General features: G+C 44.9%; 18 protein-coding genes. 12 read left to right on the top strand and 6 right to left on the bottom strand.

The annotated features are described in order from the left end of the window. Positions 1-65: 65 nt before the first annotated feature. The 7 genes from H6F52_RS10810 (at position 66) to H6F52_RS10780 (ending at position 6,010) form a co-directional block, all read left to right on the top strand. A complete protein-coding gene (locus H6F52_RS10810; protein ID WP_190534485.1) occupies positions 66-812 on the top strand; it encodes an SAM-dependent methyltransferase in 747 nt (248 codons plus the stop codon). A gap of 247 nt (positions 813-1,059) precedes the next feature. Continuing rightward, complete coding sequence (locus H6F52_RS10805) at positions 1,060-3,006, top strand: DUF3370 family protein (protein ID WP_190534483.1); 1,947 nt, start codon at positions 1,060-1,062, stop codon at positions 3,004-3,006. A 6-nt stretch (positions 3,007-3,012) separates the two neighbouring features. Then, complete coding sequence (locus H6F52_RS10800) at positions 3,013-3,564, top strand: Uma2 family endonuclease (RefSeq protein WP_190529795.1); 552 nt, start codon at positions 3,013-3,015, stop codon at positions 3,562-3,564. A 51-nt stretch (positions 3,565-3,615) separates the two neighbouring features. Next, a complete protein-coding gene (locus tag H6F52_RS10795) occupies positions 3,616-3,852 on the top strand; it encodes a Uma2 family endonuclease (protein WP_190534480.1) in 237 nt (78 codons plus the stop codon). Positions 3,853-3,978: 126 nt separating this feature from the next. Then, on the top strand, positions 3,979-4,215 hold the full coding sequence (locus tag H6F52_RS10790; protein WP_190534477.1) for a hypothetical protein: 237 nt from the start codon (positions 3,979-3,981) through the stop codon (positions 4,213-4,215). A 78-nt stretch (positions 4,216-4,293) separates the two neighbouring features. After that, on the top strand, positions 4,294-4,764 hold the full coding sequence (locus H6F52_RS10785) for a DNA phosphorothioation-associated protein 4 (protein ID WP_190529799.1): 471 nt from the start codon (positions 4,294-4,296) through the stop codon (positions 4,762-4,764). 202 nt (positions 4,765-4,966) lie between these two features. Further along, positions 4,967-6,010: an endonuclease/exonuclease/phosphatase family protein gene (locus H6F52_RS10780; protein WP_190534474.1), complete on the top strand. Its 1,044-nt coding sequence runs from the start codon at positions 4,967-4,969 to the stop codon at positions 6,008-6,010. Between the two features lie 121 nt (positions 6,011-6,131). Here the strand turns inward: H6F52_RS10780 and H6F52_RS10775 are convergent, their stop codons facing one another. Continuing rightward, positions 6,132-7,733, bottom strand: a complete 1,602-nt coding sequence (locus H6F52_RS10775) for a DGQHR domain-containing protein (protein ID WP_190534471.1) — start codon at positions 7,731-7,733, stop codon at positions 6,132-6,134. Between the two features lie 129 nt (positions 7,734-7,862). Here H6F52_RS10775 and dndB point away from each other — a divergent pair, with 129 nt between their 5' ends. Beyond that, positions 7,863-8,951: a DNA sulfur modification protein DndB gene (dndB, locus tag H6F52_RS10770; protein WP_190534469.1), complete on the top strand. Its 1,089-nt coding sequence runs from the start codon at positions 7,863-7,865 to the stop codon at positions 8,949-8,951. A 21-nt stretch (positions 8,952-8,972) separates the two neighbouring features. On the opposite strand, the gene H6F52_RS10765 is transcribed toward dndB, so the two are convergent. After that, positions 8,973-10,148: a DNA sulfur modification protein DndB gene (locus tag H6F52_RS10765; protein ID WP_190534466.1), complete on the bottom strand. Its 1,176-nt coding sequence runs from the start codon at positions 10,146-10,148 to the stop codon at positions 8,973-8,975. Between the two features lie 149 nt (positions 10,149-10,297). On the opposite strand from H6F52_RS10765, the gene dndC reads away from it, so the two are divergent. Both dndC and dndD read left to right on the top strand, forming a co-directional pair. Continuing rightward, a complete protein-coding gene (gene dndC / locus H6F52_RS10760) occupies positions 10,298-11,854 on the top strand; it encodes a DNA phosphorothioation system sulfurtransferase DndC (protein WP_190534463.1) in 1,557 nt (518 codons plus the stop codon). A gap of 58 nt (positions 11,855-11,912) precedes the next feature. Then, complete coding sequence (gene dndD / locus H6F52_RS10755; RefSeq protein WP_190534461.1) at positions 11,913-13,898, top strand: DNA sulfur modification protein DndD; 1,986 nt, start codon at positions 11,913-11,915, stop codon at positions 13,896-13,898. Positions 13,899-14,105: 207 nt separating this feature from the next. Here the strand turns inward: dndD and H6F52_RS10750 are convergent, their stop codons facing one another. The 4 genes from H6F52_RS10750 to ndhC form a co-directional block, all read right to left on the bottom strand. Continuing rightward, the gene (locus tag H6F52_RS10750; protein WP_199300514.1) at positions 14,106-15,503 is read right to left on the bottom strand and encodes a DNA phosphorothioation system restriction enzyme; all 1,398 of its coding nucleotides are present in this window, start codon (positions 15,501-15,503) and stop codon (positions 14,106-14,108) included. Between the two features lie 470 nt (positions 15,504-15,973). Beyond that, the gene (locus H6F52_RS10745; RefSeq protein ID WP_190529815.1) at positions 15,974-16,513 is read right to left on the bottom strand and encodes an NAD(P)H-quinone oxidoreductase subunit J; all 540 of its coding nucleotides are present in this window, start codon (positions 16,511-16,513) and stop codon (positions 15,974-15,976) included. Beyond that, positions 16,506-17,252 carry an NADH dehydrogenase subunit K gene (locus H6F52_RS10740; protein WP_206754032.1) on the bottom strand — a complete coding sequence of 249 codons (747 nt, stop codon included), beginning with the start codon at positions 17,250-17,252 and terminating at the stop codon, positions 16,506-16,508. The genes H6F52_RS10745 and H6F52_RS10740 overlap by 8 nt, the downstream gene beginning before the upstream one ends. Beyond that, positions 17,249-17,611, bottom strand: coding sequence for a photosynthetic/respiratory NAD(P)H-quinone oxidoreductase subunit C (gene ndhC, locus H6F52_RS10735; RefSeq protein WP_190411000.1), 363 nt, complete (start codon positions 17,609-17,611; stop codon positions 17,249-17,251). Before ndhC ends, H6F52_RS10740 begins: the two co-directional genes overlap by 4 nt. 319 nt (positions 17,612-17,930) lie before the next feature. Between ndhC and H6F52_RS10730 the strand changes: the two genes are divergently transcribed. Both H6F52_RS10730 and H6F52_RS10725 read left to right on the top strand, forming a co-directional pair. Continuing rightward, a complete protein-coding gene (locus H6F52_RS10730; RefSeq protein ID WP_190410999.1) occupies positions 17,931-18,266 on the top strand; it encodes a rubredoxin in 336 nt (111 codons plus the stop codon). Between the two features lie 99 nt (positions 18,267-18,365). Continuing rightward, the gene (locus tag H6F52_RS10725) at positions 18,366-19,370 is read left to right on the top strand and encodes a photosynthesis system II assembly factor Ycf48 (protein WP_190426782.1); all 1,005 of its coding nucleotides are present in this window, start codon (positions 18,366-18,368) and stop codon (positions 19,368-19,370) included. Positions 19,371-19,438: the final 68 nt, after the last annotated feature.

Raw genomic sequence — 19,438 nt, 5'->3', positions numbered from 1 at the left:
GTCAAACAAAAGAGGATAAAAAGAGCGATCGCTCTTTTTCAAATTTATCCGCGAAAGGAGTAGGAATGGAAGTTTCTCCCAACACAGCCCGGATGATCGATTATTGGCTTGGCGGTTCTCATTACTTCCCAATTGATGTGGAAGCAGCCAAAGTTTGTGCCGGAGTATATCCTGATTTCCCAACCGTTTTTCGCGAGTTACGAGACTACATTGGTCAGGTATCCCGCTATATCGAATCTCAGGGCATTGACCAATTTATTGTTTTTGGTTCCGGATTACCAACTTGCGGCAATGTGCATGAAGTTGTAGCGCAAGCAAAGGTTCTTTATACCGATATCGATCGAGCAAATATCAAACTGGGTCAAGAGATTTTAGCCGAGAACTCGAACGCTGGCTACACCTTCTGCGATGCGACAAACCTGGATACCCTGGAGCAATCGGTTGTTGCACAAGTGCTAGGGTCAATTCGGCGTTTAGGTATGGTTTTTGTCGGTGTTGCAGCCTTTATCCCTGATGAAATTATGACCCAGATGCTCGATCAACTTTATGATTGGGCACCGGCGGGTAGTTTCTTGGCGCTGGATTTTGATGGTGAAGCGGGGATCGTGTATCCGGAAATGCTAGAACTATTGGACTCGATGGGGGCGCATGTTTATATGCGTAATCCCGAAACGATCCGAGCCCTGCTGGGACGCTGGCAATTAACTGAGCATGGTATCCTGCCAGTTGAGGCGTGGCAGGCTGACTTATCGGCAAAACCAATTGAGGCTAGCGAGCCAGTTTTTATGTATGGCTGCGTAGTTTATAAATAAAATTGGTCGGTGGAGCACTCCTGCAATGTTACTACAACATTGATTTAGCAATCAAAAACCTAACCCCCCAGTCCTCTTCCCTGCAAGGAAAAGGGGAAAATTACTGCCTTCCTATAGCAGGAAAGAGATTCTCCCTAGGATTACTGAATCAGCGTTGTAGATACAGGGCGATCGCGCATCGCTTCCCACTGGCAACAAATTTGTCTAAAAATACTTCAAAGACTTTCGTTGACATTCAAGCCTTTTAATGGTTAAAACTCTCAAATTTTTGACAAATCCTGCCGTTACTTCCGTTCTTTTTGTGTCTCTGTTGGGTTTATCAACGCCCAGTACTGCCGCTTTTTCTGACATTCAAAGCCATTGGGCGAAAGATTGCATTACTCAGTTAGCCCAAAGAAAGTTAGTGACGGGCTACCCGGATGGCAGCTTTCGCCCAGAAGCAACGGTGACACGCGCTGAGGCGGCGGTGCTGATGTTGAATGCCTTCCCGAATGCGCCCGTAAAGCGCAGCAGCACAGCTTTTAGAGATGTGCCTGCTAGTCACTGGGCGAATAAAGCGATCGCAACCGCTTATCAAAAAGGCTTTTTTTCGGGTTATCCAGGCGGGATTTTTCAACCGAGTCAAGCCATTCCCAGAGTGCAAGCAATCGGCGTTATAGCAGGTGCGGCAAATTATCCCATCCCGGAAAATGTCAGTCAGACGCTAGGGCAGTATTTTAACGATGCGGCGCAGATTCCAAGTTATGCCCAGAATGCGATCGCCTCCGCAGCAGTGGGCACCCTTGTCGTCAATTATCCTAACGTCAAACAGCTCAATCCCAATCGCAGCGCCACCAGAGGGGAAGTGGCAGCGTCGATGTGTCGGGCGTTAAACATTTATACGATTCCGCCGCAGTATATTGCCGGGGTGGAAGTGCAACCGATGGAGGTGCGGGCTTTACCGGGAAAACTGGATGCAGTTCCCACCTTTAACAGCAACAGTCCCGAACTCGTGACAACTGAAGGCATTCTGCTGTCTACCTTCCCCCCAGCAGGCAAACAGGTGCCGGAAGCGCATTTAAATTTCCCCTTCCAGGGACGATTTGATTTATTTTCTCACCACATCGCCAGGGCAGAAAATTCCTCGCAAACGCGCACCCTTTACCAAGGCGTGATTTTGCACAATCCCGGCGATCAACCTGCCACTGTCGAAGTGCTGCAAGCAGCAAGTTACCTTTCCACTCCCGATGCGCCGTTTATTTCCTTGCCAGATATTCAGGATAATCCTAACGGCACCGTCTACGCTGGCCCTGGCAGCCGGACAATGAATGATGTGCTGCGAGGGATTCGGCAGGAAAAATTCTCCCAAAAGGTGACAATTCCACCGGGGCAAAGCCAAATGCTGATGAATCAGCCAATTCCGGTGAAGGCTCCCTCATCGAATGGTCGCACCACGATGATGCGGTTGTCGAGCGATCGCCCAATTTATGTTGCCAATTTAGCCATGAATGCCCCCCGCAATGGCAATGGCAGTGAGAGGACACCCACCTTGGCTGAATGGCAAAAGCTGCTGAATACAGGCGGTTTGGCGGGGAAGCGCGATCCAATTCCCACACCGTTAGATCCTCCCAGAGAACCTACAGTTTTTAGCCGCGTGGCGGGTGTGTCCCAAGGGGCACAATGGCAAGCACAAATGACCGATGGTTCTAATTCCTCAGATTTAACGATTCCTCAGCCGGGGAAAGCGTTTTCTTATGTATTAGGCACTCTGCATCTCATTACCCTCGGCACAAAGCAAATTCAAAGCGCCCCGATGCTAGTTCGCTATCCCGATACGGCGTATTTTGCCCACAGCAACTATGGGGTGGAATACAATCTCACTTTGCCGCTAAAAAACTCTACTAATCAAACCCAAACTGTTACTGTATCCGTGCAAACACCCCTGAAAGATGAGGGAGGAACCGATAGACTTTTGTTCTTAAATCCTCTCACTAAGCAAGTGTTTTTTCGAGGCACAGTCAGGTTGCGTTACAACGATGATAATGGAGTGGAAAAGACGCGCTACGTGCATCTGGTACAGCGACGCGGACAAGCGGGAGAACCATTGGTAACGCTAAAGATGCCGCCAGGTGACAAAAGACTTGTACAGGTAGATTTTCTCTATCCTCCAGATTCCACACCGCCGCAGGTTCTCACCATCAGCACAAATGGGTAACTCACAATGAATTTAAAAACAGAAACAACAATTGAAGCTTTATACCGCATACCGGAAAATGGCAAAGCGGAAATTGTAAACGGAGAATTGGTACTGATGGCGGCGACAGGTTTTCTGCCAGGACGTGCAGGAGGTGAAATATATGTTAGCCTGCGCGATTACGAACGCAGCACCAAAAGTGGTTATGCTTTGCCTGATAATGTTGGCTTTATTGTCAATCTTCCAAACCGCCGCTCTTTCAGCCCTGATGCTGCATTCTACATCGGCAACCCTAGCGGCGGAAAGTTCTTAGAAGGGGCACCCGTTTTTGCTGCTGAAGTGAGAAGCGAGAATGATTACGGTGAGGCAGCAGAAGCGGAAATGGCAGCCAAGCGTCGGGATTACTTTGCGGTGGGTACGCTGGTGGTATGGGATGTAGATGTACTCAAGGCGGAAGTTGTCAAGGTGTATCGTGCTAGCAATCCCTCAAAGCCGCAAGTTTACCGTCGTGGTGAGGTGGCTGAAGCTGAACCCGCTGTGCCGGGATGGTTGATGGCAGTAGACGATTTGTTTGTTTAGACGCCCACTTTTAATAACACTCAATCAAGCTATTTTTACAGCTAAAAATCTATGACTGTAACTGGTAGACGCTTGTGGACTGTAGATGAGTACCACCGCATGATCGAGGCAGAAATTCTGACAACTGACGAGCAAGTGGAACTCCTAGAAGGACAGATTCTAGAAATGAGTCCTCAACAACCTCCCCATGCTGCTACGATGCAACGGGCGTTCAACTATCTCAACAGTCTACTGACAGGTCAAGCATTCCTGCGGATGCAGAAAATTATCAACAAGAAACTATTTTAGATGGAGATGCCATCTTTTCCCCTCTTGCCTTTCCAGAGATTGAAGTTCCAGTGAATCAACTGTTTCCCTAATCTGAGGATCGCTCTGTATCTGCATCGGTTCGGCAGATAATATAAAGAAAGTTCATTGTGCAAAGTCTTATTTTCTAATCAGACTATGACTCAAAAGCCTAAAGGATTTGACCCAGCGCCTCGTCAGCCCAAGAAAAAGGAAAAAGTGGATTTGCCTCAAGAAACCGAATTCAAAAAGCCGAAAGGTGTTCTTGAGCTTGGGGGAACAATTTTTAGGCTTGGCAAGGAGTTGGTTAGCTTGGGAAAAATATATCTGGAGCAAAGATTGAAACGTTCCCAAGGCAAAAAATGAATATTTTAGCTTAGAAGATGAACAGAGCGATCGCTATTTCAATTCGTTATGAGTATTTAAGCAAAAAATATTAACACAATGGGTGCAAATAGAATCAGAATTGCGAAAGATAAAGCTGATTTGGTGCAAGCCTTAGTCGCATCTGATAGCACAACTGGCCCTTTCCAAACCTACGCTGATGCGATCGCGTTTGCAGCAGCCTTGGGGGCGAAGCGGAAAAAGCGATCGCCTTTAGGGGAAATCTCCAAAAGGGAACCGGGTGCGATCGCGCTAGAGGTTTTTGTATCTAGAGGAACCGACCGGGTAATCCAGTTATTAGCGATCGCTGAAACTAAAGACATAAAAATTCTCTCCCCGACTGATGAAAATTCTGAAGAGCAACGTATCCGGATTTTTGAAGAATATGCCAACGGAGGGTTAGAGATTATACAAGATGAGTTGCGGGGAACAGTAGACTATACAGCCACCCTTTTATTAATCCTTAGTTCTGAACGTAATAAGGAAGAACCAGTAGAAGGGGAATTCGATCTCAGCAGGTTTCTCACTTAAGTTAGCTTTTATTATTACGTCCGACAAGTTTATCTAGCTAATTTACATGAATCATTAAATTTTTTCTCTCCCTCGTGTACTTAGCGAGCATTAACGCGCATAGCTAAGCGCATCCGTGCCGCTACGCAAACGCTAACGTGGTTCGTCGGGAAAATCTTTTACACATCCAACGATACACAAAATAATTTAATCAAGCCAGGAAATGATTGCGATTAAATTTTGCCGAATTTTGAGGTTAGTCACTCAAATTTTGGCTTACGCCTACTCAGGATTTATCGTCTTGTATTTCCTGCTGAGACTAATATTTTGGGATAGTTTCTGGCTTGTTGGCTTTGTTAGCACCTTTATCCCTTTTATTTTTTTACCGATATTAATTTTACCACTATTGGCATTTTCAACTATAAAAAAACGATGGTTCTCAATTATTTCATCGATTGCTTGCATCTTTCTGGTCAGTTGGTTGCATCTGAAATACTTTTCTCCTCACGCTTTACGATCAAACAGTTCCCAGCCTAATATCAGAATTTTATCCTTAAACAGCAGTTGGCATAAAACCAGTTCCCAAAATTTAGTTAAATTAATTCAACAACAACAACCCGATATCATTTGTTTACAAGAAATTGTTCGCAGACATACTGAAAAAGCCTTTCCTCGCTTACAGACATCCTACCCCTACCAAATTTATGCCCAAAGCGTGGCAATCCTCAGCAAATATCCAATTTTATTCTCCGAAAATTTACACTTAGCGGGTCATCGAGAAATTCAGCAACGAGCGATTATCCAAATTAATCAGCAGGAGGTAGTTGTTTACAATATTCAAGTTATATCCCCCTGGATTCGTCCCCAGAAAATTTTGCCTTTCCTCACTATTCCGATTTATGATTACACAAAACGCTCGGCAGAAATTCAGGATTTAGTGCAGCGGCTCCAGAAAGAAACCAAGCCATTTATTGTTGCTGGTGATTTTAATATGACAGACCAGTCGCAAGACTATCATTATTTAAGAACAGTTATGCAAGATTCCTTCCAAACATCAGGGTTAGGTTTTGGCTTGACTTGGCCTCATGGCTGGGAACTAAGCTTCTTGATTAAAAACTCAACTTCAAAATTAAATTATCCCCTCTTCAGAATTGACTATATTGGGTATTCAAAACATTGGGTTTCTCACTCTAGCAAAGTTTTACCGACAACAGGTTCAGATCACTTACCCGTAGAAGCAGAACTCATTTATCTCAAATCTGGTTGAGTCATAAAATCACTATTAGTCTGTCAAGACAATTTTGATAGTTTGTTCCAGGCGCAATTAATCGCGTCTGGAACTTAGGAACTCATTCAGTTACACGAAAGCCGTATCTAGAAGGCAAAGCTCAAGATAAAATTGGCGGTAATCCTACCTGCCTTGGCTCTACAAACTTGCCATTAAATCCCATTGCTTTATCTTCTATTGTTCTTCCTTCAGCTACCGCGCGGCGAATTTCTGCACGTTCCATGTCATCATCAACCCCACCCAGCAAGTAGACAATTAATCTGGCGGCTAAGTCCTTTCCGGCAACTGAAACCCGCTTTTTATTTGGGTCATACAAAACGCCATACCAAAGAGAATCAGGAGACTCCATGCCGCTGAAGCCATCATCCGCATCGTATTTCTGAAGCTTTTCAAAAATAGTTTTTAGCGAAAATCCCTTTTTGAAAACCAAAATTCCTAAAGCTTGAGCTAAGGCAACTTGCCCAACCGGGCGGAAAAGTATATTTCCTTCCCCGCCACCTTTTTCAAAATTGAAGCGGCGCATTTCCGGGGTTTCTGCGCCACTTTCTAGCCTTTTAAAGCTGAGCAGAGTTGTCAAATAGTCGAAAAGTTGATTAAATTCCTCAATTCCCTCCTCCAGTTCTCCATCATCAGGGCGCATGGGAATTAAACCCTTTTTACCAACAGGTTTCCACTTGGGAAATTTGTATTCTAAGTAGCGTTCAGACATTTCTTTGAGCGCTTGCAGGGTAGTTAAAACGGTTGACTTCGCGGCAACTGTTGCGCTATCCCAATTAACGCGAGGATTGCGCCCGTCAATATCTTTTAGTAGAGGATGGGTGACAGCAACTTTTCGGGCAACAATTGAAAATGCATCATCTTCATCTAGCTGTGCCATCTGACCTTTACTTAAAGGTACTGCCATGAGATTTACATGGACAAAGATGGATCTCACTCGTCGTCGTGCCTGTTCCCGCGTCTCTCCAGTCACGACTGCTGAAATAAATTCAATGCCTATCTTTTCTTTGGCTAAGTTTTGCAAATAAGCAGGGTCTATCTGATAGTTCTGTCTGAGATCGTCAATTGTAATAACAGCACCTGAAGGCTTTTTATCTTTTTTATATCGTGGAAGTTTACCTGTTTGAAGTAACTCCATTAAACCCTGCACGCCCATCAGTCGATGTTGACCATCCAAGGCAAAAATCGTGACATCTGGGGAAACGTTCAACAACCCTACTTTGCCGTCTTTATCTAGTGCCATAAAATCAGCAGCAGATTTAATCGCACGTCCGCTTGCATCCCACTCGGCAGCATTAGGATTGTCTACCCAAGGTTGATTGACCACTACTAATACTGGCGGGAATTTGTGAGTCTTTCGAGCTGCTAAATACTGCGTCAAGGGCGCTTGACGCGACCAATCTAGGGGTCGTTGCTGAATTTCTTCAATACTCTCGGCGTCGATTTCCACATTGTCTTTCTCTGGGTCGAATTTTTGCCGGAAAAGCGGTAGGCGAGACGCGAATCGAACGCGACTGGCGAACCATTCTAGAGTTGCCGAACCGATATACGCCTCCGTGCCGCCCATTTCTATCTTCTGAACCAGGAATTGGTCGTTCCGCGCCAGATATCTATCTAAAAGGAGCGCGATCGCTTGTTTTTCTTGGTTTTCCCGTTCCAAAATCTGGCTGGCAAGGTCAGTTGTGGGGTTGCTGGGGCTGTTCATAGGCACATTTACCGGGGATTTTAATCAATTTTTAAAAACTATCAGTCAAAAGTTGTTGTGTCAAATCTAGTTTTTAAAAACTTTATGTATACTGAGATCGTGTCCAAAACTAAATAAGGCTGGGTATTTATGCTTACCCCCTCCTTTGAGTACGTTTTGCCTGTGATTCGGGGAATTCAGGCAGGGCGAGAATACTACGTTTCGATGTGTCCGGTGCGATTTATCCCGAAGCTGTTCCCCTTGGACGATGGGGAAATGCCGCCGGAAATGAGGACAAAGCGATCGCTCAACCGCACCCGCGTGCCAGAAATTGCCCGATATATTTTGAACAATCCGACTAACTACATTTTCTCGGCAATTACGGCATCGATTGACGCGGATATCACTTTTGAACCGATTGGAACAGAGACAGAAGCGCGGAAGATTGGACGCTTGAAAGTGCCGATGGATGCGCGTTTTGCCATCCATGACGGGCAACATCGACGGGCAGCGTTGGAAATGGCGCTGAAAGAAAATCCCGAACTGGGGTATGAAACGATCGCGGTTATCTTCTTTTTAGATATAGGTCTAAAGCGATCGCAGCAGATGTTTATTGATTTAAACCGTTATGCAGTCGATCCCGATCCATCGCTAAACATTCTTTACGATCATCGGGATGAGAAAACAAACTGGGTGCGGTCAATTGTCAAGCAAGTTCAGGTTTTTAGAAACCTCACAGATACGGAACGCAGTACGCTGCCTACTCGCTCTGGCAAGCTATTTACTCTCAACAGCATCTATAATGCTACTCTTGCCCTGCTAACGGATCGCCAGGAGACTGAACAGCAGATTGAACGAGCAGTCCGTTACTGGAATGCAGTTAGTCGCTATATCCCAGCTTGGGAGCAAGTTCTACACGGGAAGGTCAGTGCAGGCGAAATCCGGCGGGATTACGTGCATAGTCACGCGATCGCGATCGCTAGTTTAGGCGCTGTTGGAGCAAGTTTGCTGTCGCTTTACCCGGAAAACTGGGACTCACATCTAGAAGGTTTGCAACAAATCGACTGGTCGCGCTCTAATCCTGATTGGAAAGGGATAATTATGTCTAGCGGTGGGATTTCTAAATCCCGCACCAGTGTCACTCAGATGAGTGCTTATATTAAAAAGCACCTGAATTTGCCGCTGACACCGGAAGAGGAACGGTTAGAGAATGCCCGTCTTATAAGGAGGGAGAAATGAAAAGACGATAAGAGCGAGCGCTTACATCCATCCCAGATTAGCTTTTGCCATACTAATTGCCATTCTTACAGCGCTGGCACTGGCTGTTATTCTGTAGGATTTACCTGGATTTTTGGGGTCTGGGCTAGATAAAACAATATTCCCTTCCCAAATATGGCTGTCTTTTGACCAATTAAGCTGAGCAATTTTTGAAATCTTCTCAGCTTCAAAATAATCCCTGTTTTTATCATAGGTGCAGTATAGCAAGTGTCCTAAAATTTCTAGACCAACACTTCTGCCTAAAATACATTCTTCCTTAAATGCACCAACTTCCTCAATCGTTAATTCTCCGGCAGTTGTCTCAAATATATGCTTTGTCTGACTGCATTCTGAAAAAAGCTGATTTAGGCAACTGATCAGAGCCTCAGATGATGACTCAACATCATAATCTTTCAGCTCGTTATTGGGATCGTCAGCAAAAGCGCAGCTTACTAGCTTGGCTATGTAATTAGTTGTGTAAATCAATCTCTTTTTAGTTTCGGGACTGCCTTTAATTTTCTCGGTTTTCCCCTCAAACATTGGCACTCTTTCAAGTACAGTTTTAGTAATACCAACTCTACCTTCAAATTCACCAAATGATAAAAGTAAAGATTTGTCCAATTGCCTTGTTTGCGCCATATCTTTGAAATCTATCTGGCACTGGTTAAAATTTTCTTCTAAAACCAGAGTAATAGGGAAGTTATTATCACCAATCAGCTCTCCTTGTGTACTTTCAATTAATTCATGAATAGCCCGCTTACGATGCTGCCCATCAGTAATATCTAACTTAACGCCACGAGGAATGACTACTAGACAAATTCCCCTCCCTAATTCGATAATATTAATCTTGCCCGGAGTTACATTTGCCGTCAGTGTACCTAAAACCCAAGGTTTCCCCTTTTCAACACGTTTTAGAATATATTCTTTTATTTCCTCAGCATGACCCTTCACCTCCGGACGATTTTTTCCAGAATCAGGATCATTACCAATAGATGGTTTTGCTTGGAGAAGAGTTGGCAAGTCGTCAGCAGGGACATTAATTTGTATCATTGTTCGCTTTCCTTGCTGAAAGCTCAGTCCTAAATAGCACTTCTCTCGATAATATTTCTCAAAGTATGGCGCAAGTAAACCCATTAAAGGCTGGTTTACTTCAGGCTGAAGAGGGTTGTTTTCAGGCATATTAATCAATACAATTAATTCTGTCAGGTCAATCTTCTATTTACTGATTATACAAGGTAAGCAATCGAGTCAGAACACGATTTAATATTAAAATTAAAATTCACGTAAATACAAATAATTTCAAAAAAGTAAAATATGAGGTTTAACTAATGACAGATACACAACAAATTCCCCTCTTCCCACCTCGCAATATTGCTGAATTAATAGAGGATATAGAAAAGTTAACTAAAGAAATTCAAGAATTATATTGTCTAGATGAAATACCTTGGGTAATTGGATATAGTGGAGGAAAGGATTCTACCACCGTATTGCAGCTAATCTGGAATGCGATCGCAGCACTTCCATTAGAAAAAAGAACTAAAGAAATTCATGCAATTACAACGGACACACTGGTAGAAAATCCGATAGTTTCTGCTTGGGTTCGTCAATCTGTAGAGCGGATGAAGGTGGCTGCAAAAGAACAAAAAATGCCAATAGAACCTCATTTGCTTAATCCCGCAGTAAAAGACACATTTTGGGTGAACTTAATAGGTAAAGGTTATCCAGCACCTCGAAATGGATTTCGTTGGTGTACTGATCGCATGAAAATTCAGCCTGTTAACCAATTTATTCGCGATATGGTTAGAGTCAGCGGTGAAACTATTGTTATTCTAGGTACTCGAAAGGCTGAAAGCCTCAAACGTGCAGCAACAATGACTAAGCATGAAGCAGGTAGAGTACGCGATCGCCTTAGCCCTAATGCACGCTTACCTAATTCCTTGATTTATAGCCCTATTGAAGACTGGCGTAATGATGAGGTATGGATTTACCTCAATCAGTGGGAAAATCCTTGGGGAAATAGTAATAAGGATCTATTTACAATGTACCGGGGTGCAACAGCAGATAATGAATGTCCATTAGTTGTTGACACCTCCACCCCTAGTTGTGGCGATTCTCGCTTTGGGTGTTGGGTTTGCACAATGGTAAGTAAAGATAAATCAATGGAGGCGATGATCCAGAATGATGAAGAGAAAGAATGGATGCAGCCTTTACTAAGTATCCGTAATGAATTAGATATTGAGAATGATCGCCCCAAAAGAGACTTTCGCCGAATCTATGGTAAGGTCGAACTTTTTGAACGCAATGTAGACGGTGAAACCTCAGTTGAACCAATTCCTGGCCCCTATACAAAATACTGGCGAGAACATTGGTTGAGACGAGTCTTAGAAGCACAAACCCAAACTCGCCGCACTGCACCTCTAGAAATGCGCGACATCACCTTAATTACCCAGGATGAATTAAGCGAAATTCGCCGCATTTGGTTAGAAGAAAAGCACGAATTTGATGACAGCTTGCCGCGTATTTACGAAGAAGTCACAGGCGAATCGTTCCAAGACATTCGTCCTGGTGCTGAGAGGAAACTCCTAGGTACTGACGAGTGGGAAGTGCTACAAGAAATCTGCAATGATGAAATGCACCTAGAACTGATGGCGAAACTGCTAGATACAGAACGCCAGCATCACACAAAATCTCGGCGTGGCGTTTACGAAAAATTGGATAAATGCTTTGAAAGCAGTTCTCGCTCGAAAGAGGATGCAATTCAAAATGCCCATGATAAGCGCGACTTGAAAAATGCTGTTGTCGAAGAAGATATTGACAAAGTGAAACAGCTAACTTGGGCAAGCATGAAATTTCCATCGCCAAAAGTAGATGACGCTAATGAATAAGTGCTGTTTATTCCCGATTACCCATTAGCCGTTACTGATTACCTATTCTCAATAAGCTGTGATATTTCTCGAACTCGTCCTGCAAAATTTCGGCCCTTATCTAGGGCGACAAGTCATCAACCTCCGCCCCGAAACTGATGAAAATACTCGCCCGATTATCTTAATTGGCGGCATGAATGGCGGCGGTAAAACGACCCTGATGGACGCCATTCGCCTTGCCCTATACGGTTCTCGCGCCCAATGTTCTACACGCGGCAACTTAAGCTATAACGACTTTCTTACCCAGTCAGTCAACCGCAATACCCCACCCACAGAAAAAGCCCGAATTGAATTAGCTTTCGAGGTCATTCAAGACGACAAACCAACTATTTTAAGAGTTGTCCGATATTGGGAAAAGGAACCCAAAGACGGAAAAGATACTCTCGGTATTCTAGTAGATGAAGAATGGCCCGATAAAGCCCTTGCCAACACCTGGGATGAATATATCGAGAACCTGCTACCGCTGGGAATTTCTAATCTATTTTTGTTTGACGGCGAACAAGTAAAAGAACTTGCCGAATTGGATACTCCACCCCCTTTAGTTGTTGGAGCAATTCAATCGCTATTAGGCTTAGAACTATCAGAACGTCTATCCGCCGATTTAGATGTCCTCGTTAGCCGTAAGCGCAAAGAAATTGCTAGCGCTAAAGAACTCGCTACGTTAGAAGAAATTGAACAAAAACTTAATGTACAAAAAGATGAATTAGAAGCTGCAACCCAAGAAGTAGGTTCTCTGCAAAATAAGTTAGAGATGGCTGAAAAAAAGCAGCGCGAAGCCTCTGAAAAATTCCTGTACGAAGGTGGAAAACTTGCAAGCGATCGCAACCGTCTAGAAAAACAAAAAGACCATTTCACAACCCAGGCAGAAAAAACGCGGGAAGCGCTGCGAGAATTAGCTGCTGGTAGCTTTCCCCTCACTTTAATTTCTCCCTTGCTTGAACAAGCTAAATGCCAAGCCGAAAAGGAAAGCCGCCAACAACAGAAAAAAATCGCACGGGATGTTTTGGTAGAACGAGACTATCGTCTCCTAAATTATATTGCCGAATTGTCATTAGTTTCCGAGCAACTTGACAAAATAAAATTTTTCCTAGACCAAGAAAATCAACAACTTGAGGAAGAAATTGCGAACAATGAAAGTCCCTGGTTATTAGCAGAATTAGAAGAAATTAAGGAACTGGATAACTTCTTAAATTTTGGCATCAATACTGCTAAATTTAGAGCCAAAGAAAAACTAGAAGAACTAGAAAACCTAGAAATTGAGATAGATGCTCTCGATAGACAGATAGCCACTGCTGCTTCTCCAGAAGCGTATCAACAACTACAAGACGCTGTTAGAGAAGCGAATAATGCAGTCGCAAAAGCTCAAGTTGCTCATGAAATGGCTACCCGCCGTTGTGAAGAATTAATGAGAGCGATCGCTAAAACCAAAAAAGAATTAGCAGACTATAGCGAAGACAATATCAAGCTAAAAAATAATCAGCACATTATCGCCTCCGTTGCCAAAGTTCAAGCGACCCTAAAGCTATTTCGGGAAAAATTAACCCTGAAAAAACTGAATAAATTAGAAATAGAAGTAACCGAGTGTTTCCGCTATCTGCTGCACAAATCTGACTTAGTGCATCGCGTAGCCATTGACACTCAAACCTTCAGCCTTTCTATCTACGATCCGCAGGGACAACCCGTACCAAAGCATCGCCTCTCAGCTGGAGAAAAACAATTACTAGCGATCGCTTTCTTATGGGGATTAGCACGAGTCGCCGGACACCACTTACCTGTAGCAATCGACACACCGCTGGGGCGACTAGATTCTTCTCACCGACAGAATTTAGTTGAGCGATATTTTCCCTCTGCGAGTCATCAGGTGATTCTATTATCCACCGATACTGAGGTTGGCAAAACTGAAGCCGAAAGGTTGCGAGAATTGGATGCGATCGCTCACGAGTATCTGCTGAAGTATGACACAAGCGATCGACAGACAACCGTAGTACCCGGTTATTTCTGGTGATATATTTCTGGTGATATAGAAATTTAGGAATACTATAGCGGTTCTCACTTTTAGGCCCTACAATTTTGACCTCTCTCCAAACCTCTCTCCTCCCAGGAGAGAGGCTTTGAATTATTTCCCCTCCTCGAAGAGCGGGGAGGGGCAGGGGTGGGGTTAAAGTGTACTGCATCTAAACGAGAAGCGCTATGTATATATTGAGCCAAAGCATTACATATCCATTAACTCGTAGTTTCTCTGTAAATCCAGTAATTTTACTCTAGCTTCGCCCGCATTATCTGCCAAGTCAGCAAACTCTACAAATCGCCGCAATTCCTTTCTTAACAAATTGCGTTCTACTTCCAAAGTTTCCCGATCTAACTCTGGTGGCAGTACAATCATGTCAAATAAAGTAGCGCGTTGTTTGCCTGGGTGAGGGCGCAAAATTCGTCCTCGACGCTGAATAAATTGGCGTGGGTTGCTGCTACTAGCTAAAATTACAGCATTCTGAATTGCTGGAATATCGACACCCTCATCTAGACACCGAATCGCCACCAAACCTTGTAAATCTCCCGACTCAAATTGACACCGCAAATTTTCTCTTTCTGATAATGGAGTTTGGGCAGTGTAGGTGTTAATTCGGTATCCCAATTCATCTCCCAAAATTTTAGCAACCGCTTTCAATTGGCGCGTGCTTTCTACAGAACCATCTCCGCAATAAAATAAAGTGTGCGTCATGTCCAAGCGTTTACTCATTAACTGGCGCAAAGCAGTTAACTTGTTGGTAGCAGCGCCAATTAATCTCGCCCGTTGCATCAACAATGGCTTGAGTTTTTCCTGGTCTTCCCAATTGCTTTTGCTAGCACCGTTCTCGCGTTCCTGGAACAACAGCGCCCTGCCAATCCTAGCGGTTAATTTTACATAAGCACGGGCTTCTGCCTCTGTTAGTTCTACCAGGATAGGGTAGTACAAATAATGCACCAACGCCCCCTGTTGAATTGCATCTTTCAGCGTAAATTCCGGCTCTAAAACTCTGCCAAAATAATCAAATAAAGATTGCGTTCCTTCATCATCAAAATACCGTTCTGGTGTTGCCGAAAGCGCCAGTCTTAACCCCACTTTAGAAGGTAAACTCTTCTCCAACTGCCTTGCACCGAGGTTATGCGCTTCATCTCCCACAATTAGCGTTTTGTCTGGGAAATACTTGAGTTGAGATTGCAATCCCTCACTCATCAAGGTGGCATTTGTTGTAATAAGTGTGAGAAACCGTTGATTGCCAGAACGCAGATTGTATAGGTGCGTGGATAGCTGACTCTGCCAGTTGCGTACATTCTCAAAAGCTAAAACTGGCTGTAGTCCAAATTTCTCGCATTCTCGCGCCCACTGTGTCACCAGATGTCGATAGGGACACACTACCAGCAACACTTGCAAGCCAATTTGTTGATAGAGTGAGGTGGCGATCGCTAGCGCCGTAATCGTCTTTCCACTCCCCGTCGCCATCTTCAGCGTTCCTCTGCCTTGATTGGCAAACCAGCTAGCAACCGCTTCCTGCTGATACTGTCGCAGTTGTAAAGACGCTGGTATTCTGGGGCATCCTAGGGGTATTTCATGCCCTTCTGAGGGATGCAGATGGTAGGTTCCCTTAGAAGCAGCAACTGCTAAAAGTCTGTTAATCGGTTGCAGGTCATACTCTACTGGCGAAGCGACAGGATAGGATTGCTTTTTTGCCTGACTTTCGACTTGATAAACACCCTTTGACGACAACTTCACGCGCCAGTACCCCTGCCATTCAAGCTGTTGATTTATTTTATGGGTTTAGGGGAGTAATTGGGTGCGATCGCTATTTATCTAACCAGCTAATTTAAGTATTCACTACACTCAAATAGCTGCAAACTTAACTTAAAAATCAATTTACCTAGGCGCACAGATTCCCATTCTTCAAGTATATGTCAATACGTAGAAAAAATCAAGTAATATTTGATACAGTCTACACTTAATTCCTACGCCAAAAAAAAGCACCCACTTCAAATCAAAAGTGAGTGCTTTCCACAAGTCAACCAGGAAAAAGTCTTTCTTTCACTAATTGCCTTTTGCTTGAATCAATAAGCATCCTGCAACTCGTAGAAATCAGGCGACACATAATCCTTCCGCAACGGATAGCCCACCCAATCTTCCGGCATCAAAAGCCGCTTCAGGTTCGGGTGTCCTTCATAGACGATGCCATACATATCAAAAGCTTCCCGCTCTTGCCAGTCTGCCGTCTTCCAAATCCAATACACCGAAGGAACTCTAGCGTCATCTCGCGGCAAAAACACCTTCAGCCGCAGTTCCTCCGGTCTGTCAGCATTGTCGCTCACCTGGATTAGATGATAGAAGCTGACCAAATGCTCTCCTGGCCCCGCATCATAGCCACCTTGACACTGGAGGTAGTTAAATCCGTAAGCGTAGAGAGCTGTAGCAATCGGAATCAAGAAGTCCCGGTCAACTTTGATGATCTCAACATCACTGCGATCGCGTTCTAGTTCCTGATGCTCAAAACCGTTTTCCTTCAGCCAAAGGGAAACCTTACCCGCTTCCACAATTTGGGATTCTGCTTGGGGTTCCCCTGAAGATTCTGCTGGGGATTCTGCTTCAGCCACGACGTTCCTCCTGTTTTTCTGCCGTCAACAGTGCTGGTGCTACAGGCATACCCGTCGCTGCCGCCAGCTCTTGCGGCGGAGTTTGGCGAGTTGCCAACTGTAAATACTTGCCATCGTGGATGGTGTCTACAGCTTGCATCTTGTGCGTGGTGCTGTAATAGCGATGGATTTGCTGAAACTGATCCCGCTCTTGGATAGAATCGTTCCCGATTTTCTTCCGCAGTTTAATAATCGCATCCATGATCGCTTCCGGACGTGGGGGACATCCAGGCAAATAGACATCGACAGGAATCAGCTTATCCACACCCCGCACCGCAGTCGGGGAATCAGCGCTGAACATCCCGCCAGTAATCGTGCAGGCTCCCATTGCAATCACGTACTTGGGATCTGGCATCTGCTCATAAAGGCGCACCAGAGCCGGTGCCATCTTCATGTTAATCGTGCCAGCAGTAATAATTAAATCTGCTTGCCGAGGGCTAGAACGGGGAACTAGACCAAATCTGTCAAAGTCAAATCGGGAGCCAATCATCGCCGCCACTTCAATGAAGCAGCAGGCGGTTCCAAACAACAGAGGCCACAGGCTGGAAAGCCGCGACCAGTTGTAGAGGTCGTCAACCGTTGTCAGGATGACATTTTCAGAAAGTTCTTGAGTAACAGAAGGTCGCTCAATCGGGTTAAGGATCTTCTCTTTCTGCTGCGCCTCAAAGGCAGCAATATCACTGTTACCGTTAGATTTCATGACCATTCCAAGGCTCCTTTGCGCCACGCATAAACAAGAGCAACTACAAGAATTGCAATAAAGACCAAAGCTTCAATAAACGCCAGTACACCTAGACGATTGAAGGCAACGGCCCACGGATACAGGAAAACAGTTTCAACATCAAAAATGACGAAAACCAGCGCAAACATGTAATAGCGGATGTTGAACTGAATCCAGGCTCCCCCAATCGGTTCCATGCCAGATTCGTAAGTGGTGCGCCGCTCTGGACTACTACCACTGGGCCGCAGGAGCTTGGAGGCAGTCAGCGCCAAAATCGGCACCAGACTGGAAGCTAGCAAGAAGCCTAAAAAATACTCATACCCACTGAGGACAAACACGATCTTGTACTACCACTCAGATGAAAGGACGGCTGTTATTACTTCTTCACATTTATACATTATAAAGCGCCTGCCTCTGCCAAAGTTGCTAGTGGCGGGGCAGCGAACGTCGATCATCGATACTGTTTTCTGATTGACCCGTTCAGCTTTTCTAGTCAAGGCTCCTACTGAAGCGGACAACGTTACTGCTAGCGAGGGATGACAGCGAAGTCCTCTCCTCAAGGCAGAGGCAAGCTAAACAATATTAAGAAAATCCCCTACTTATGGCATAATTTTTAACATACATTTTAAGATTGGCTTCTCAATTTCATCTTGAGCCATGAGCAATCAAGCCGTCGATGCCCAACCACTAGATCGCTATGAATGTCGCGCCTGTGGCTACATTTATGAGCCGACTAAAGGTGATAGTAAGAGTAACGTTCCCTCAGGGACATCCTTTGAAGAATTGCCAATAGATTGGCGCTGTCCAATTTGTGGGGTGCGAAAAACACAGTTTCAAAACATTGGCGTTGTAGGCTCACCCTCTGGATTCAAGGAAAATCTGAGCTATGGTCTAGGCGTTAACCGTTTAACCCCAGGACAGAAGAATCTTCTCATTTTTGGGGCATTAGCCTTGGGCTTCTTGTTCTTTATCAGTCTCTATGGTTTGCAATAAAACCAACCTCAGCTTGCAACAGATGAAGCGAATCCCCGCCGCATTCGCTGGATTAACACTCGTATAGTAGAAGATTTGCACGCACCAGTTCTGGATAGTATGAATTTATTTGTGAGAAAGCTGAAACAAATTGCAATATTGTTGGCAGTTGTCCTCTTTTGCGCCAGTTGCAGTCAAGTTCCTTCGGTGAGCAACAGCCCCTGGCACGCCATTTCTCTACCAACACAAGCAAACTTACAGGATCTCGCTTTTACGGGCGACCCCAATCATGGCTGGGTTGTGGGGAGTGACTCCACACTGTTGGAGACAACGGATGGCGGCAAGACTTGGGAGTCTAGAAACCTGGAACTGGGAGATCGGCAATACCGCTTTACTGGCGTGAGTTTTGCCGATCAAGAAGGCTGGATTACAGGCGAACCCTCTATCTTGCTCCACACCACAGATGGGGGAAAATCTTGGACTCGCATCGCGCTGAGTAACAAGTTACCGGGGGCACCCAATAAAATTGTGGCACTCGGTCCGAACTCCGCTGAGATGAGCACCAACGTTGGGGCAATTTATCGCACTCAAGACGCAGGACAGACTTGGAAAGCGATGGTGCAAGAAGCGGTGGGCGTTGTCCGCAATATGTCTCGCTCTCCCGATGGCAAATATGTTGCGGTGTCTGCCAAAGGTAACTTCTACTCCACTTGGGAGCCGGGTCTAGATGCCTGGGTTCCCCATAATCGAAATAGCTCCCGAAGAGTGGAGAATATGGGGTTTGCACAAGATGGTCGGCTGTGGATGCTGGCGCGGGGCGGTCAGCTACAATTTAGCAGTCCTGAAAAGCCAGACGAGTGGGAAGAAGCACAATATCCAGAGGTATCCACCAGTTGGGGTTTACTCGATTTGGCATACCGGACACCTGAGGAAGTTTGGGTATCAGGAGGCAGTGGAAATTTGCTGCGGAGTCTGGATGGCGGCAAAACTTGGGAAAAAGCTCGCGAGATAGAGGATATCCCTTCCAATCTTTACAGGATTATGTTTCTAACACCCCAGCAAGGATTTATCATAGGTCAGCGAGGTGTTTTGTTGAAATACGAAGGTTCGTCGCAAGCGGCTTGAAGAGGAAAGCAAGATTGTTGTCATACAACTAATGCTTTGCTTGTGACTCTCTACCGAGTTTCGTATCA

Source organism: Coleofasciculus sp. FACHB-542 (assembly GCF_014695825.1).
Lineage (GTDB): Bacteria > Cyanobacteriota > Cyanobacteriia > Cyanobacteriales > FACHB-T130 > FACHB-T130.
This window is presented reverse-complemented; position numbering and strand designations above follow the sequence as displayed.

Excerpts from the sequence above, each read along its gene's own strand:
- H6F52_RS10800 (WP_190529795.1), top strand. The coding sequence starts at position 3,013 with ATGAATTTAAAAACAGAAACAACAATTGAAGCTTTATACCGCATACCG.
- dndC (WP_190534463.1), top strand. The coding sequence starts at position 10,298 with ATGACAGATACACAACAAATTCCCCTCTTCCCACCTCGCAATATTGCT.
- H6F52_RS10780 (WP_190534474.1), top strand. The coding sequence starts at position 4,967 with ATGATTGCGATTAAATTTTGCCGAATTTTGAGGTTAGTCACTCAAATT.
- H6F52_RS10810 (WP_190534485.1), top strand. The coding sequence starts at position 66 with ATGGAAGTTTCTCCCAACACAGCCCGGATGATCGATTATTGGCTTGGC.
- H6F52_RS10775 (WP_190534471.1), bottom strand. The coding sequence starts at position 7,733 with ATGAACAGCCCCAGCAACCCCACAACTGACCTTGCCAGCCAGATTTTG.
- H6F52_RS10805 (WP_190534483.1), top strand. The coding sequence starts at position 1,060 with ATGGTTAAAACTCTCAAATTTTTGACAAATCCTGCCGTTACTTCCGTT.
- dndB (WP_190534469.1), top strand. The coding sequence starts at position 7,863 with ATGCTTACCCCCTCCTTTGAGTACGTTTTGCCTGTGATTCGGGGAATT.
- H6F52_RS10795 (WP_190534480.1), top strand. The coding sequence starts at position 3,616 with ATGACTGTAACTGGTAGACGCTTGTGGACTGTAGATGAGTACCACCGC.
- H6F52_RS10730 (WP_190410999.1), top strand. The coding sequence starts at position 17,931 with ATGAGCAATCAAGCCGTCGATGCCCAACCACTAGATCGCTATGAATGT.
- H6F52_RS10740 (WP_206754032.1), bottom strand. The coding sequence starts at position 17,252 with ATGAAATCTAACGGTAACAGTGATATTGCTGCCTTTGAGGCGCAGCAG.
- H6F52_RS10725 (WP_190426782.1), top strand. The coding sequence starts at position 18,366 with ATGAATTTATTTGTGAGAAAGCTGAAACAAATTGCAATATTGTTGGCA.
- H6F52_RS10785 (WP_190529799.1), top strand. The coding sequence starts at position 4,294 with ATGGGTGCAAATAGAATCAGAATTGCGAAAGATAAAGCTGATTTGGTG.
- H6F52_RS10765 (WP_190534466.1), bottom strand. The coding sequence starts at position 10,148 with ATGCCTGAAAACAACCCTCTTCAGCCTGAAGTAAACCAGCCTTTAATG.